This window comes from Phenylobacterium sp., assembly GCF_030681155.1.
Taxonomy (GTDB): Bacteria; Pseudomonadota; Alphaproteobacteria; order Caulobacterales; family Caulobacteraceae; genus Phenylobacterium.
On the sequence record NZ_JAUXXE010000078.1, the window covers coordinates 122,501 to 136,219 of the forward strand.

At 65.7% G+C, this 13,719-nt stretch carries 14 protein-coding genes, 1 other RNA gene and 1 pseudogene; 13 read left to right on the plus strand and 3 right to left on the minus strand.

From position 1 onward, the window contains the following. Positions 1-198 precede the first annotated feature (198 nt). The gene (locus tag Q8M13_RS20565) at positions 199-1,401 is read left to right on the plus strand and encodes an acyl-CoA dehydrogenase family protein (RefSeq protein ID WP_305302136.1); all 1,203 of its coding nucleotides are present in this window, start codon (positions 199-201) and stop codon (positions 1,399-1,401) included. A gap of 83 nt (positions 1,402-1,484) precedes the next feature. Next, on the plus strand, positions 1,485-2,630 hold the full coding sequence (locus Q8M13_RS20570) for an acyl-CoA dehydrogenase family protein (RefSeq protein WP_305302137.1): 1,146 nt from the start codon (positions 1,485-1,487) through the stop codon (positions 2,628-2,630). Between the two features lie 154 nt (positions 2,631-2,784). Here Q8M13_RS20570 and Q8M13_RS21095 read toward each other — a convergent pair. Then, a pseudogene (locus Q8M13_RS21095) lies at positions 2,785-2,892 on the minus strand (PEPxxWA-CTERM sorting domain-containing protein); the annotation flags it as partial. A 659-nt stretch (positions 2,893-3,551) separates the two neighbouring features. On the opposite strand from Q8M13_RS21095, the gene Q8M13_RS20580 reads away from it, so the two are divergent. The 3 genes from Q8M13_RS20580 (at position 3,552) to Q8M13_RS20590 (ending at position 5,762) form a co-directional block, all read left to right on the plus strand. Beyond that, positions 3,552-3,980 carry a VOC family protein gene (locus Q8M13_RS20580; protein ID WP_305302139.1) on the plus strand — a complete coding sequence of 143 codons (429 nt, stop codon included), beginning with the start codon at positions 3,552-3,554 and terminating at the stop codon, positions 3,978-3,980. Positions 3,981-4,016: 36 nt separating this feature from the next. Further along, positions 4,017-4,739, plus strand: a complete 723-nt coding sequence (locus Q8M13_RS20585) for an AraC family transcriptional regulator (RefSeq protein WP_305302140.1) — start codon at positions 4,017-4,019, stop codon at positions 4,737-4,739. A 96-nt stretch (positions 4,740-4,835) separates the two neighbouring features. Beyond that, positions 4,836-5,762, plus strand: coding sequence for a DMT family transporter (locus tag Q8M13_RS20590; RefSeq protein ID WP_305302141.1), 927 nt, complete (start codon positions 4,836-4,838; stop codon positions 5,760-5,762). Positions 5,763-5,772: 10 nt separating this feature from the next. Here the strand turns inward: Q8M13_RS20590 and Q8M13_RS20595 are convergent, their stop codons facing one another. Both Q8M13_RS20595 and Q8M13_RS20600 read right to left on the minus strand, forming a co-directional pair. Beyond that, positions 5,773-7,401: a GMC family oxidoreductase gene (locus Q8M13_RS20595; protein WP_305302142.1), complete on the minus strand. Its 1,629-nt coding sequence runs from the start codon at positions 7,399-7,401 to the stop codon at positions 5,773-5,775. A gap of 103 nt (positions 7,402-7,504) precedes the next feature. Beyond that, positions 7,505-8,080 (minus strand): gamma carbonic anhydrase family protein, encoded by a 576-nt coding sequence (locus Q8M13_RS20600; protein WP_305302143.1) that lies wholly within the window; start codon positions 8,078-8,080, stop codon positions 7,505-7,507. A 102-nt stretch (positions 8,081-8,182) separates the two neighbouring features. Here Q8M13_RS20600 and Q8M13_RS20605 point away from each other — a divergent pair, with 102 nt between their 5' ends. From Q8M13_RS20605 to Q8M13_RS20640, 8 genes are all read left to right on the plus strand, one after another. Next, positions 8,183-9,088 (plus strand): DMT family transporter, encoded by a 906-nt coding sequence (locus tag Q8M13_RS20605; RefSeq protein ID WP_305302144.1) that lies wholly within the window; start codon positions 8,183-8,185, stop codon positions 9,086-9,088. A gap of 53 nt (positions 9,089-9,141) precedes the next feature. Next, a complete protein-coding gene (locus Q8M13_RS20610; RefSeq protein WP_305302206.1) occupies positions 9,142-9,804 on the plus strand; it encodes an N-acetylmuramoyl-L-alanine amidase in 663 nt (220 codons plus the stop codon). Position 9,805: 1 nt separating this feature from the next. Next, positions 9,806-10,333 carry a GNAT family N-acetyltransferase gene (locus tag Q8M13_RS20615; protein ID WP_305302145.1) on the plus strand — a complete coding sequence of 176 codons (528 nt, stop codon included), beginning with the start codon at positions 9,806-9,808 and terminating at the stop codon, positions 10,331-10,333. An 85-nt stretch (positions 10,334-10,418) separates the two neighbouring features. Next, on the plus strand, positions 10,419-11,186 hold the full coding sequence (locus Q8M13_RS20620) for an SDR family oxidoreductase (RefSeq protein WP_305302146.1): 768 nt from the start codon (positions 10,419-10,421) through the stop codon (positions 11,184-11,186). A gap of 149 nt (positions 11,187-11,335) precedes the next feature. Then, an RNA gene (gene rnpB / locus Q8M13_RS20625) (RNase P RNA component class A) lies at positions 11,336-11,719 on the plus strand. A 286-nt stretch (positions 11,720-12,005) separates the two neighbouring features. Then, positions 12,006-12,473 (plus strand): division/cell wall cluster transcriptional repressor MraZ, encoded by a 468-nt coding sequence (locus tag Q8M13_RS20630; protein WP_305302207.1) that lies wholly within the window; start codon positions 12,006-12,008, stop codon positions 12,471-12,473. Further along, the gene (gene rsmH / locus Q8M13_RS20635) at positions 12,470-13,399 is read left to right on the plus strand and encodes a 16S rRNA (cytosine(1402)-N(4))-methyltransferase RsmH (protein WP_305302147.1); all 930 of its coding nucleotides are present in this window, start codon (positions 12,470-12,472) and stop codon (positions 13,397-13,399) included. Before Q8M13_RS20630 ends, rsmH begins: the two co-directional genes overlap by 4 nt. Then, positions 13,396-13,719 (plus strand): cell division protein FtsL, encoded by a 324-nt coding sequence (locus Q8M13_RS20640; protein ID WP_305302148.1) that lies wholly within the window; start codon positions 13,396-13,398, stop codon positions 13,717-13,719. Before rsmH ends, Q8M13_RS20640 begins: the two co-directional genes overlap by 4 nt.

The following is a 13,719-nucleotide window of genomic DNA, read 5'->3' on the forward strand; positions in this document are numbered from 1 at the left end:
GCGTGACTCGTCCGGTTTGGCCCGGTCTTCCAATCGTGTTCACGACGCGTCGTGGCGGAGTTTATAAAGGCCCGAGGGCCGATGGCGCCAAACTTGTGGTGACGTTGACGTAAGCGTCATCTTCACATCGTCATTTTCGGCGTCTATGGTCCGCGCCAACGAAATACGCTGTAAATGCTCGCGCCAGGGAGCCGCTCTATGAACCTTGATTTTTCGCCCGAAGATGCCGCTTTCCGTGAGGAGGCTCGCGCCTTCATCGCGCAGAACTATCCGCAGGAACTCCGCGATAAGCAGAATCGCGGCGAGGATCTGGGCCGCGAGGACTATCTGTCCTGGCACCGAATCCTGGCGAAGAAGGGCTGGTCAGCTCCGTCGTGGCCGAAGGAATTCGGTGGCACCGACTGGACGCCCACCCAGAAGTACATCTGGTCCGAGGAACAGGCTCGCGCCGACACCATCGGCATCCTGCCGTTCGGCGTCGCGATGCTGGCCCCTGTGATCTACACTTTCGGCACCCAGGAGCAGAAAGAGAAGTTCCTGCCGGGCATCCGCGACGGCCAGGTGTGGTGGTGCCAGGGCTATTCGGAGCCGGGCGCAGGTTCGGACCTCGCCTCGCTGAAGTGCAAGGCCGAGCGCGTCACCGGTGATGACGGCAAAGAGTACTACATCGTCAACGGCCAAAAGACCTGGACGACCCTGGGTCAGCACGCTGACTGGGGCTTCTTCCTGGTCCGCACCGATCCGAACTCGAAGCCCCAGGCTGGCATCTCCTTCCTGCTGATCGACATGAAGACGCCGGGCATCGAGGTGCGCCGCATCACGACCCTGGAAGGCGGCCATGAAGTCAACGACGTCTTCCTCGACAACGTGAAGGTGCCGGTCGAGAACCGCGTCTTCCACGAGAACCAAGGCTGGACCTGCGCCAAGGCGCTGCTGGCTCACGAGCGTTCGGGCATCGCTGGCGTCGCCCGTTCGAAGCGCGGCCTGGAGCGCGTTCGCGAGATCGCCACCACCGAGCGTTCGGACGCCGGCGGCCCGCTGCTGGCCGACCCGTTCTTCAAGCGCAAGGTCGCCGAGCTCGAGATCGACCTGACGGCGCTGGAGTTCACCGAACTGCGCACCCTGGCCGGCGAAAGCAGCGGCAAGGGTCCGGGCACGGAAAGCTCGATCCTGAAGATCAAGGGCACCGAGATCCAACAGCGCCTGCACGAGCTCGCTCTGGAAGCCGTCGGCCACTACGGCGCGCCTTATCTGCGCGACCTGGGTCACAACGCCAATATCGGCCCCGACTACGCCGAAGGCCTGGCCGGCGACTACTTCAACGGCCGCAAGACCTCGATCTACGGCGGCTCGAACGAGATCCAGCGCAACATCATCGCCAAGATGGTGCTGGGCCTCTAGTCGTCGATCTTCTTAATTCACAACAAGCCTAAAGCCCGCCCTTGGCCGATGCGCCGGGGCGGGATGTCGTACGGGGAAACCAGATGGATTTCAGCTTCACCGAAGAACAGTCGATGCTGCGCGATACGGTCGCGAGCTATCTGGCCGACAACTATAGCTTCGAGCAGCGCCGCGATGCGTTGAGGGCCGAACCGGGCTGGCGCCCGGCGGTCTGGAAGGCCTTCGCCGAAGAGCTCGGCATTCTGGGCGCGCCGTTCTCGGAAGAGCTCGGCGGCCTCGGCGGCGGTTCGACCGACAACATGGTCATCATGGAAGAGCTGGGCAAATCCCTGGTGGTCGAGCCCTATCTCGGCACCGTGGTGATCGGCGGCGGCTTCCTTAAGCACTCGGGCTATGCCGGCGCGGCCGACATGATCGCCAGCATCATCGGCGGCGAGACGATCATCGCCTTTGCCTATGCCGAACCGCAGGCCCGCTACACTTGGCAGGACCTGAAGACCACGGCCAAGAAGGACGGCGCGGGCTACGTGCTGAACGGCCACAAGGCGGTCGTCATCGGCGCGCCCTACGCCACCCACCTGATCGTCACCGCCCGGACCGGCGGCGGCCAGCGCGACGCCCAAGGCGTTTCGGTGTTCATCGTGCCGAAGAGCGCGAAGGGCGTGACGACGCGCGACTACCCGACGGTCGACGGCTTCCGCGCTTCGGAAGTGACGTTCGAGAACGTGGCGCTGGGCGCCGACGCCCTGATCGGTTCTGAGGGCGCCGCCCTGCCGCTGGTCGAGAAGGTGATCGACGAAGCCATCGTCGCCACCTGCGCCGAAGCCTGCGGCGTGTTCCGCCGTCTGCATGAAGGCACGCTGGAATACACCAAGCAGCGCAAGCAGTTCGGTCAGCCGATCAGCCAGTTCCAGGTGCTGCAGCACCGGATGGTGGACATGTTCATCCAGCTCGAGCAGTCGATCTCGATGACCTACATGGCCGACATCAAGCTGGCCGACAGCGATCATGAGCGGGCCAAGGGCGCCTCGGCGGCCAAGGTTCAGATCGGCAAGGCGGCCAAGTTCATCGGACAGAACGCCATCCAGTTGCACGGCGGCATGGGCATGACCGACGAAATGGCCATCGGCCACTACTTCAAGCGCGCCACCATGATCGAGAACGCCTTCGGCTCCACCGATCACCACCTAGCCCGCTATGAAGGCCTCAGCCTGGGCAAGGCGGCCTAAGCAACTATGACTCTCACCCGGCGAAAGCCGGGGCCCAAGCGGCGCTCCAGCCTGACTGGAGCGCCGTTTTTGTTTTGGGAACAAGCGGCGCCCGCACGCAAAAGGCCCTCCCGCCGAAGCGAGAGGGCCCAAAGCAATTCTCAGGGTGTTTGGATCAGGCGGCGCTGAAGACGTTCCGGCGGCGCGAGGTTCGGACCATCGAGCCTACCGCGCCGAAGCCGATGATCATCATGGCCCAGGTGGCCGGTTCCGGAACGGCGGAGATCGGAGCGGTTTCCTGAAGGGAAACGCGTCCGCCGAGAATGGCGCGGGCGCCGCCCGTATTCTGGTACTCATAGGCAGTGGTGAGGATGTTGGCCCCGCTGGCCGTCAGCGGGAAGAAGTCCAAGCGGAGTTCCTGGGCGGCGCCGGCCGTCTGAATTCGGAAGCCCTGGGTCGGAAGCGAGACCCAATCGGCGAGCGCCACGTTGTTGTAGTTGAACACCGAGAAGACACCCGGGCCATAGGTCCCGGCCGAGGCGGTGATGTTGATCCCCAGCAGCGAGGAGAGCGCATCGTCGGTCGTGAAGGTGCCGGTCAAGGTCCCGCCGCCTTGCAGCGTGACGTTGTCCAGCACGAAGGTCTTTGCGGCCCACGCGGGCGCGGCCATGGCCATTGCGATGATGGCTGTGGTGATAGCTGCGACGCGTTTCATTTTAGCTCCGAGAGACAATCGAGTGCTCTTATGGGCTCCCCAAAGCAAAAGCTGCGCCATTCGCGCAAGGGGCGAGGTGTGTCATTTCGGCCTGCGCGGTGGCTGCGGCCATCGGTCCAAAAAAAAGGCGGGCGGGGATGTAGGAGGCAGACTTGCCGGTACGTCCTAGGGGTGTCCTGATCCCAACCCAGGGGCGCGGACTGTTTGGAACCTTGAGGAGACACCCCATGCGAATGATCTTCGTCAATCTGCCCGTGAAAAGCGTCGAGGCCTCGCGGCGCTTCTTCGGCGCCCTGGGCTTTGACTTCAATCCCCAGTTCTCGAACGAGAGCACCGCCTGCATGGTCATTGAGGAGAATATCTTCGCCATGCTGCTGGAGCACGAGCGCTTCCAGGACTTCATCACGGGTGCGATCAGCGACGCCACCAAGGCGACCGAGGTGCTGACCTGTCTGTCGGCCGACAGTCGGGCCCAGGTGGACGACACCCTCGCTAAGGCGCTAGCGGCGGGCGCCAAGCCTTGGAAGCCGATCCTCGACATGGGACCGATGTACGGCTGCAGCTTCCAGGACCTCGACGGCCACGTCTGGGAGCTGATGTACATGGACCAGGCGGCCATGGCCGAGGTGGGCGAGGCGGCCCAGGTCGGCGCCTGATCGACGGTTGCTGAAAAGGCGAGTAGTGGACGCGGTGTGAACGCACTGCATCCACTCAGCTTTCGCAGCTATGGCGCGGACGGCGTCATGCACCAGCACGACCACGTGCAGTTGGTGTTGCCAGTGGTCGGCCGGTTGGAAATCGAGATCGGGGGGCGCGGCGGCCGGCTCGACACCGGGCGCGCCGCCTTCGTCGCGCCTGGTGCGGACCATGTGCAGGCCGGGGATGGGGCCAACCGCTTTCTGATCGTCGAGTGCGAACAAGCCGACCTGGGCGAGGCGGCGGTCGAGCGCATGCGGCGCCAGGTGTTCCTGCCGATCTCGCCGGCTGCGCGGCGGCTGATCGAGTTCGTGGACCTGTCTGCCTCCATGTCATCGACCACCGCCTGGCGCTGCACGCCGCTGTTGCTTGAGGCGCTGCTCGACGTGCCGCAGGCCCCGTCGCGGCTCGAAATCCTCAGCCGACGGATAGAGCTCGAGCCGGGCCTGGACTGGTCGGTCCCCGCTATGGCGCAGGTGGCCGGGGTGAGCCCGAGCCGGCTTCACGCGCTGTTCCGCGCGGAGTTGGGTCGAACGCCGCAGCAATTGCTGTCGGAGATCCGCCTACGTGCGGTCCAGGACGGGTTGGCCCGCTCGACCGCCTCGATCGCCGAACTTGCTTTCAAGGCTGGCTATTCCGACCAGAGCGCATTGACCCGGGCGATGCGCAGGGGCACCGGCCTGACGCCGGGCGCCTATCGGCGGCGGCATCGACAATAGCCTGGGTCCAAAGTTCGAGAGCCAGGGACAAGACGCCGGCCTCCCGCCTCATCATCCTGTCTTTCGCGGATAGGTAAGATGGGAAGAGGCACGCAGATGGTGCGCGGAATCGCGAGTGGCGTCGCCGCGGGCGCAGTTTGGGGCCTGGTGTTCCTGGCGCCCCAGGTCCTGGGCGATTTCAGCCCCTTCCAACTCTCTGCCGCTCGCTACCTTGCCTATGGCGCTGTGGCGGTGCTGCTGCTGGCCCCGCGCTGGCGCGGGCTTGTTTCGCGCCTGGGCCGGGCCGAGTGGATCAGCCTGATCCGCCTCAGCCTGCTCGGCAATATTCTCTACTACATCCTGTTGGCGACCGCCGTGCAGTGGGCTGGCGGCGCCTCGGCTTCGTTGATCGTCGGCCTGCTGCCGGTGGTGGTGACCCTGGTCGCTTCACGCGAGGCAGGCGCTGTGAGCATGCGAGCTTTGGCTCCCTCGATGCTCCTGTGCCTCGCCGGCGTGGGCTTGGTGGCGTACGAGGCGTTCCGGTTGGACACCGGGCATGGCGATCCGATCTTCCGGATGCTGGGTCTGGCCTGCGCGGTGGGGGCGCTGGGGTCGTGGTCGGTCTATTCGGTGGACAACGCCCGCTGGCTGGCGCGGCGAGCGGATATCTCCTCGTACGACTGGTCATTGCTGACCGGCCTAGTCACCGGCGCCCTGGCGTTGTTGCTCGCCGTTCCGGCCTTCTGGGGCGGATCTGGTCACGCTCCGGCCGAGTGGGCGAAGTTCTGGGGCGTCGCCGCCGGGGTGGCGATCCTGGCGTCTGTCGTGGGCAATGGCCTTTGGAACCAGGCCAGCCGCCTGCTGCCGCTGACGCTTGGCGGCCAGATGATCGTGTTCGAGACGCTGTTCGCCTTGTTCTACGGCTTCCTCTGGTCGCAGCGCTGGCCCACGGTGCTGGAGGTCCTGGCGATCGTCTGCCTTGTGGCCGGCGTCCTGTGGTGCGCCTCGCTGCACCGAACGCCGAGGGTGTCGCCGGCCGAGTAACGCCCAGCCGCTAACGCGCGTCCTCCAGCGCTAGACTAGCGCCGCGCTCGGCGATCATGATCGTAGGTGTGTTGGTGTTGCCCGAGGTTATGGTCGGCATCACCGATGCGTCTATGACCCGCAGACGCTCTAGCCCGATGACCCGCAGGCGCTCATCTACCACTGCGGCGGGATCGGATGGCAGGCCCATCCTGGCGGTCCCCACGGGATGAAAGATTGTCGTACCGATGTCGCCCACCGCTTGCGCCAGGGCAGCTTCGTCGTCACCGACAGCGGGGCCCGGAAGATGCTCCTGAGGCGAGAAGCGCGCGAGCGCGGCTTGGCCCATCAAGCGGCGGGTCATGCGGATGGCGTCGGCCGCCACACGCTGATCTTCCGGCGTGGCCAGGTAGTTCGGCGCAATGCGCGGCGCGGCCGCCGGGTCCAAGGAACGCAGACGCACGCTCCCGCGCGAGGTCGGGCGCAGATTGCAGGCCGAAACCGTCACCGCCGGGAACCGGTGCAGCGGCTCGCCGAACCGATCCAGCGACAGCGGCTGGACATGGAACTGAATGTTCGCCCGCTCGTGCTCGGGCGACGAGGTCGTGAAGATGCCCAGCTGCGACGGCGCCATGGTCAGCGGCCCGCGCCGCAGCAGCGCATACTCCGCGCCCATCAGCCCGCGGCCCAGCATCGAGTGATAGGTCTCGTTCAGCGTCCTCACGCCGGTGACCTTGTAGATCGCCCGCTGCTGTAGATGGTCCTGCAGATTCCGCCCCACGCCCGGCCGGTCGGCCAGGACCGGTAGGCCAAGCTCCTCCAGCCAGTCGGCGGGACCCACGCCCGACAGCTGCAAAATCTGCGGGGAGCCGATGGCGCCGGCCGCCAGGATCACCTCGCCGCGCGCGCGAGCCTCGAACGCCTGGCCGCCGCGACTGAACCGCACGCCGACGGCGCGAGGCCCCTCGAACAGGATCTTCTCGACCAGCACGCCGGTCTCCAGGCGCAGGTTCGGCCGCCTCAGGACCGGCTTCAGAAAGCCGCGCGCCGCCGACCAGCGCAGCCCTCGCTTCTGATTGACATGGAACGGGCCGACCCCGGTGTTGTCGCCCGTGTTGAAGTCTGAGGTCGCGGGGATTCCCATTTGCGTCGCCGCCTGCGCGATGGCGTCCAGCACATCCCAACGCGCCCGCGGCGCTTCGACCCTCCACTCGCCGCCGACCCCGTGGTGCTCGCCCTCGCCCAGGAAGTGGTCGTCCAGGCGGCGGAAGATCGGCCGCACGTCGTCCCAGCCCCAGCCTGTCAGGCCGAGCTGTCTCCAGTGATCGTAGTCAGCGGCATGGCCGCGCATGGAGATCATGGCGTTGATGGCTGAGCTGCCGCCGATCACCTTGCCTCGCGGGTACTTGAGGGCCCGCCCATTCAGCCCCGGCTCAGGCTCGGTCTCGTACAGCCAATCCGAGCGCGGATTGCCGATGGCGAACAGGTAGCCGACCGGCACGTGGAACCACATCCAATCGTCGCGGCCGCCGGCCTCCAGCAGCAGCACCCGGTTGCGCGGGTCCTGCGACAACCGATTGGCCAGCACGCACCCGGCCGAGCCTGCGCCGACCACGATGTAGTCGTACGCGCCGTCGAACGGGATTGCTTCCTCAGCCATGCTCATTCATCGGCGACCACGGGCCGTTCGCCAAGCGCTCTCGGCCGGGGCGGTGGCAAGACGCCCCGATGGCGGGCGCCAGCGGTTTCTCGCCGCAAGCGCCCTAGGCTCCCGTGAGCCGGGCGTGTTCAGCGCCCATTTCGGCGCGGAAGCTCTCCTTCGACCACAGCCGGTAATCGCCCTGGGCGTAGGCCTGGGCGTTGCGCCAGTAGAGGAAGGCGTTCATCGCATTGGCCACCGAGTTGTCGCGGGTCTTGGTCACCACGCCGGGCGACCCCATGACGATCGAGTTGGGCGGGATGATGGTTCCTTCCTTCAGGAAGGTCCCTCCGGCGACGATGGAGCCGGCGCCGACGATGCAGCCGTCCATGATGGTCGCTCCGATCCCGATCAGACAGTTGTCGCCGATATCGCAGCCGTGCAGCGTCACGTGGTGGGTGATCGAGCAGTTGGCGCCAACGATGGTGGGCGTGCCCGATCCGACATGGATCATCACGAAGTCCTGGATGTTGGTGCGGGGTCCAATGACCACCCGCTGGCTTTCGGCGCGGACCACGACATTGCACCAGATCGAGGCCTCGGCCGCGATCTCGACCGCCCCGAAGATGCGGGCGGTCGGGTCGATCCAGGCTGAACCGAGGTCGCGAACGTCGGGGCCGAGGAAGGGCTGGGCGGTCATGGGAAAGATCTCCGGTGAATCGCCAGCACACTCCTCGATTTCCCATGGGTCAAACAAGCGTTGGGCTTGCCAAAGCGGGCGTAACCGCGCCTAACCGAGGCCATGGCGCTTCGTGATTTTGCTCTCCTGGTCGTGATCTGCCTGCTGTGGGCGTCGAACAACATCGTGTCGAAGTATGTGGTGGCCTATCTTCACGCCCCGCCGCTGTTCTACGCAGCCGTGCGTTTCGCGATCGTCGCCATTGCGGTCTTCCCTTGGCTGCGGCCGGTGCCCAAGCCGTTCTGGCGGCTGATCCTGGTGGCCTTGTGCATGGGGGCCGGATCCTTCGCCTTTGTCTTCCTGGCGCTGAAGACCGCCAGCCCGTCCTCGGTGGCGATCGTAAGCCAGCTCATGGTGCCGATGACGACGGTGCTGTCCTTCCTCATCCTGCGCGAGCGGCTTAGCCGGCGACGGTTGACGGGCATCGCCCTGACCCTGCTCGGGGCGCTGGCGGTGATGTGGGATCCCCATGGTTTCAAGATATCGGAAGGGCTGCTGTTCGTGGTCGCCTCGGCCTTCCTCGGTTCGCTCGGCGCGGTGCTGATGAAGGGGATGGAGGGCGTCAAGCCTCTGCAGTTCCAGGCCTGGGTCGGGCTCCTTTCGGCGCTCGTGCTGTCGGTGTTGTCAGCGGTGCTGGAGCCTGGCGCGCTGCAAGCAGGCCTGTCGATGAGCTGGCAATTCTGGGCGGCGGTGGTGTTTTCCGGCCTGGTCGTCTCGGTCTGTGGGCACACAGCCTATTACGGGTTGATCCAGCGATATGACGCGAACCTGATCTCGCCGTTGACCCTGATGACGCCGCTGGCCACCATCGGTCTTGGCGTCATCATCACCCATGACCCGTTCGACGCCCGCATGGCGTTTGGCGCGGCGGTCGCTCTGGCCGGCGTGCTCATCATCGCCATGCGGCCCAACCAGATCATGCTGTTCGTGTACGCGCTGCGTAACAGGACTTCTCGGAGCCCAAAGTGAACTTCATCGAGGCGGTCTCGCCTAACTTCAACGAGCGGACGGTCCCGCCGGAAATGCTGGTCCTGCACTATACCGGCATGACCAGCGGCCCCGAGGCGCTGGCGCGGCTGTGCGACGAGCAGTCCAAGGTGTCCTCGCACTATCTGGTCGAGGAAGATGGGCGAGTGTTCCGTCTCGTGCCGGAGGAGCGGCGCGCCTGGCACGCGGGGGTCTCGTTCTGGAAGGGCGAGAGCGACATCAACGGCCGGTCCATCGGCATCGAGATCGTCAATCCTGGCCATGAGTTTGGCTATAGGGCGTTCCCGGCGGCGCAGATCGCCGCTGTGATCGAGCTGGTCGCCGATATCCGTACCCGGTGGAGCATCGAAGACAGCCGGATTCTCGGCCATTCCGATGTCGCGCCGGGCCGCAAGATCGATCCGGGCGAGCTGTTTCCGTGGAAGCAACTGGCGCAGGCGGGCCACGGCCTGTGGGTCGAGCCGGACGCCGCGCCTGGCCTGCCGCTGTCCGAGGGCGAGGAGGGGGCCGGGGTGTTCGCGCTGCAGGCCGGCTTCACGCGCCTTGGCTATGACTGCGCGCCATCGGGAAAGTACGACGCCCAGACCACTTCGGTGGTGCAGGCCTTTCAGCGTCACTGGCGGCAGGAACAGGTCGACGGCGTCGCCGACGGCATGACCCGCGCCAGGTTGATCGCATTGCTGCGGGCGGCGGCCTGAGATGAGCGAGTTTGAAATCAGGCCGACGCAGCCCTCGCAGGCTGCAACGGTGCTTTCGCTTTATCGTGCGGCGGCAGCCGGTTCTGGCGGACTGGCCCGCAGACCCGACGAGATGGACTTGCCCTATGTAGAGGGCTTTCTTCGCAAGGCGCTGGCTGGCGGCGTGACCCTCGGGGCCTGGCAAGACGAGGCGTTGTGCGGCGAGATCCACGCCTCGCGCATCGGCCCGGACCAGTTCGCCCATGTGTTGTCGGACCTGACCATTGCGGTGGATCCGGCTTGGCAGGGCAGGGGTGTTGGGCGGGCCTTGTTCCAAGCGCTGTTCGCCGCCGCCGCGCAACTGACGCCGCAGGTCACGCGCATCGAGTTGATGGCGCGCGAGGGGAATGCGGGCGCCATCCGGCTCTATCAGTCGCTGGGTTTCGTGATCGACGGACGCTTTGAGCAGCGGGTGCGAATGCCCGATGGTCGCATGGAGGCCGATATCGCCATGGGTCTCATACTGCCTGTCCCCGCCGGCGCAGCTTGACGTTTCCTGCCTGCGCCGTCAGCACAGCAGGCACAGGTTCGCCTCCCATTTCATACCTAGATTTCGAAAATGAAGGATCATTTTGATGCGCAATTTGTTCAGCGTTGAAGGCAAGGTCGCCCTGGTCACCGGCGGCAGCCGCGGCATTGGCGAGATGATCGCCCGCGGCTATGTCGAGAATGGCGCCAAGGTCTATGTCTCCTCGCGCAAGGCCGAGGTCTGCGACCGGGTCGCCGAGGAGCTTTCGCAGTACGGGACCTGCATTTCGCTGCCGTTCGACCTGTCGAACATGGCGGGGATCACCGGTCTGGCGGCCGCGCTCGCCGAGCGCGAGAGCAAGCTCGACATTCTGGTCAACAACGCCGGCGCCACCTGGGGCGCGCCGATCGACGAGTATCCGGAAGACGGCTGGGACAAGACCGTCGATCTGAACGTGAAGTCGATCTTCTTCCTGACCCAGAAGCTGCTGCCGCAACTGCGCGCCGCCGCGACCCATGAAGAGCCGTCGCGGGTGATCAATATCGCTTCAGTCAACGGCATCGAGCCGCCGGCCCTGGAGACCTACGCCTATTCGACCTCGAAGGCCGGCTGCATCATGCTGACCCGCCACCTAGCCAAGCGGCTGGCGCCCGAGCACATCCTGGTCAACGCCATCGCGCCCGGTCCCTTCCAGAGCCACATGATGGCTGCGACCCTGGCGCGGGCCGGCGACGCCATCGCCAAGGCCAACCCGCGCGGCCGGATCGGCACGCCGGAAGACATCGCCGGGGTGGCGATCTTCCTGGCCAGCCGGGCCAGCGCCTACACGACCGGCACAGTCGTTCCGTGCGACGGCGGTTCGGCCGAGTTCTAAGGGCTTCGCGCCTCCTGGCCGGATTTGGCTGGGGGGCGCGATCCCACGATATGAGTGGCGATGACTGCGGCCAGTGGGACGAATTGGGATGAAGCTGATCGCTCGCGCCGCTTGACCCCGGGCGGTTGTGGCCCCACTTAGCGCGCGGACCAGATGGCTGGGCGATCGCGGCTGCCTTGCGGCAGTCGAGGAAAGTCCGGGCTCCACGACGACATGGCGGCGGGTAACGCCCGCCGGGGGCGACCCCAGGGATAGCGCCACAGAGAGCAGACCGCCTCGGCTGCGGCCGAGGTAAGGGTGAAAGGGTGGGGTAAGAGCCCACCGCGGGCCTGGTGACAGGAACGGCATGGCAAGCCCCGCCAGGAGCAAGACCGAATAGGGACGTTGCGCCCGCCTTGTGCGGGTAGGGCTGTCGTAGGCCCGAGACGTCCGGGTAGGTCGCGAGAACCGTCCAGCAATGGGCGGTCCAGAGGAATGATCGCCGCGTCTGTTCGCAGACGAGACAGAACCCGGCTTATAGGCCGTCTGGTCCACGATCTTCAGAACTTATCCACACGACGGCGGGGGATGCTGCACAGTACTTAACAAGTTCTCTGTATGTTCTGTGGAGTGTTGTTGTCGCGCATCAAACGACCCGTTCAACTTCTTTGTTTTTCCGAGAATTGGCGTTCTGGAGTCATTGTTTCCCAATTGATCCCATGTTAACCCAATCAGCATCCGTTAGGGTATCAAGCGTCACCGTTTTCGAGGGCGCGGACGACCGGAAACGGGGCTGAACGGGCGGTCCACGCGGGGCCGCGATCTGGGGCGATGGCGGAGATGTTTCTCTCGACCTTCGAGAAACAAGTGGACGCCAAGCGGCGCATCGTTGTGCCGCAGGAATTCCGCGCGCTGGTGTCCGGGCCGTTCGACGGCATCGTCTGCTTCCCTTCCATCGAGGCCGATTGCGTCGAAGGCGGCGGCAAGGCCTTGTTTGATCGATACCTTTCCCTGATCGAAGAGATGCCTTTCGGCGATCCGACCCGTTCGGCTATCGAGCTTTCGGTGCTGGGCGGGCAGGCGAAGATGAGCTTCGACACCGCCGGCCGCATCACGCTTCCCGAGCAGCTTTGCGACCAGTTCGGCCTAACCGACTGGGTGGTGCTGGTCGGGCTCGGCGACCGTTTCCAGATCTGGGAGCGCGAGGCGTTCCAGGCTCACCGGGCCGCCCAACGCGAACTCGCCCGCGAAGGCCTGGCTCAGTTGCGCGCTCAGCAGCGGGCCGCGAAGCTAGCGGTGGGTCAATGAGCGCTCCGCACACATCGGTCCTGCTGGACGAAGTGATCGCCGCGCTGGAGCCGGCGCCCGGCAAGATCATCATTGACGGCACCTTCGGGGCAGGCGGCTATTCGCGCGGCTTCCTGGAAACCGGTGCGAACGTGGTCGCCTTCGATCGCGACCCCAGCGCCCGCCAGTTCGCCGAAGGTCTTGGCGACAATTTCCGACTGGTTGACGCCCGCTTCTCCGAGATGGCCGCTGAGCTGGGTGAGCGCTCGGTGGACGGGGTGGCGCTGGATCTCGGCGTGTCGTCGATGCAGCTCGATCAGGCCGAGCGCGGCTTCTCGTTCATGCGGGACGGTCCGCTGGACATGCGGATGGGCGCGAGCGGTCCGACCGCCGCCGACATCGTCAACACGGCCGAGCCGGCCGAGCTGGCGCGGATCATCTGGCTCTATGGCGAAGAGCGGCAGTCGCGTCGTATCGCCGCTTTCATCATGCGTCGGCGCGAAGAGCAGCCTTTCACCCGGACGCTCGACCTGGCCGAGGTCATTGAGCGCGCGCTGGGCGGCCGGCGTGGCGCCAAGGTGCACCCGGCGACACGCTCGTTCCAGGCGCTGCGGATCGCCGTGAATGAAGAGCTCAGCGAGCTTGAGGCTGGCCTCGAAGCCGCAGAGCGCGTGCTGAAGGTCGGCGGCCGGCTGGCGGTCGTGACCTTCCACTCGCTGGAAGACCGCATCGTGAAGGCCTTCTTCACCGCCAGGGCCGGCAAGACGCCGGGCGGATCGCGTCATCTTCCGCCGGTCGAGGCCCTGGCCGCTCCGAGCTTCGAACTGCTGTTCAACGGTGCGCGCACTGCGGGGGAGGCCGAGACCTCCGCCAATCCGCGCGCACGGTCGGCCAAACTTCGCGTGGGCGTGCGGACCGCCGCCCCGGTCTGGAGCGATGTGGCATGAGCTTCCTCAATCGCAAGGTCCGTGGTTTCCGGCTGATCGACGTGGTCGCCCTGGGCGTGTTGGTCGCGATCATCCTGTCGGTCTACCTGGCCAAGACCATGGCTGGCAAAGAGCGCGCCGAGATCGCCTCGGTCGAGAAGCAGATCGACGCCGAGAAGGCCCGGATTCGCCTGCTGCAGGCCGAGGTCGCGCACCTGGAGCAACCGGCTCGCATCGAAACCCTCTCCACCACGCACCTCGGAATGGCCCCTCTCCAGGCCAAGCACGAGACGACGATCGACAAGCTGTCTGAAATCGCCATCGGGAAGCAGAAGCCGTGA

Bases quoted from the DNA above. Each gene is read 5' to 3' on its own strand.
- Q8M13_RS20565 (WP_305302136.1), top strand. From the start codon at position 199: ATGAACCTTGATTTTTCGCCCGAAGATGCCGCTTTCCGTGAGGAGGCT.
- Q8M13_RS20570 (WP_305302137.1), top strand. From the start codon at position 1,485: ATGGATTTCAGCTTCACCGAAGAACAGTCGATGCTGCGCGATACGGTC.
- Q8M13_RS20580 (WP_305302139.1), top strand. From the start codon at position 3,552: ATGCGAATGATCTTCGTCAATCTGCCCGTGAAAAGCGTCGAGGCCTCG.
- Q8M13_RS20590 (WP_305302141.1), top strand. From the start codon at position 4,836: ATGGTGCGCGGAATCGCGAGTGGCGTCGCCGCGGGCGCAGTTTGGGGC.
- Q8M13_RS20595 (WP_305302142.1), bottom strand. From the start codon at position 7,401: ATGGCTGAGGAAGCAATCCCGTTCGACGGCGCGTACGACTACATCGTG.
- Q8M13_RS20600 (WP_305302143.1), bottom strand. From the start codon at position 8,080: ATGACCGCCCAGCCCTTCCTCGGCCCCGACGTTCGCGACCTCGGTTCA.
- Q8M13_RS20605 (WP_305302144.1), top strand. From the start codon at position 8,183: ATGGCGCTTCGTGATTTTGCTCTCCTGGTCGTGATCTGCCTGCTGTGG.
- Q8M13_RS20610 (WP_305302206.1), top strand. From the start codon at position 9,142: ATGCTGGTCCTGCACTATACCGGCATGACCAGCGGCCCCGAGGCGCTG.
- Q8M13_RS20615 (WP_305302145.1), top strand. From the start codon at position 9,806: ATGAGCGAGTTTGAAATCAGGCCGACGCAGCCCTCGCAGGCTGCAACG.
- Q8M13_RS20620 (WP_305302146.1), top strand. From the start codon at position 10,419: ATGCGCAATTTGTTCAGCGTTGAAGGCAAGGTCGCCCTGGTCACCGGC.
- Q8M13_RS20630 (WP_305302207.1), top strand. From the start codon at position 12,006: ATGTTTCTCTCGACCTTCGAGAAACAAGTGGACGCCAAGCGGCGCATC.
- rsmH (WP_305302147.1), top strand. From the start codon at position 12,470: ATGAGCGCTCCGCACACATCGGTCCTGCTGGACGAAGTGATCGCCGCG.
- Q8M13_RS20640 (WP_305302148.1), top strand. From the start codon at position 13,396: ATGAGCTTCCTCAATCGCAAGGTCCGTGGTTTCCGGCTGATCGACGTG.